1 protein-coding gene is annotated in these 228 nt (G+C 70.2%); it reads left to right on the top strand.

Going from position 1 to position 228, the window contains the following annotated elements; genetic code table 11:
• Positions 1 to 228 (top strand): STAS domain-containing protein (locus KVT14_RS22075; protein WP_217617456.1); only part of this gene is annotated, 228 nt, incomplete at both ends.

Below are 228 nucleotides of genomic sequence, written 5' to 3'. Positions count from 1 at the left end.
GGCGCGCGGCGTGCTGATCGACATCTCCGGGCTGGAGTTCGTCGACTCGTTCATCGGCCGGATGCTGTCGTCGATCGCCGGGATCTCGCGGGTGCTCGACGCGTCCACCGTCGTGGTCGGCATGCGGCCCGCCGTGGCGATCACCATGGTCGAGTTCGGCCTGCAGCTCGACGGCGTCAAGACCGCCCTCGACGTCGAGAAGGGCCTGCGGGTGCTGCAGCCCGCCGA

The organism is Cellulomonas sp. GbtcB1 (assembly GCF_019091725.1).
Classification (GTDB): domain Bacteria; phylum Actinomycetota; class Actinomycetes; order Actinomycetales; family Cellulomonadaceae; genus Cellulomonas.
The sequence above is the reverse complement of the archived record's forward strand: the minus strand, read 5'-3'. Positions and strand labels throughout refer to the sequence as shown.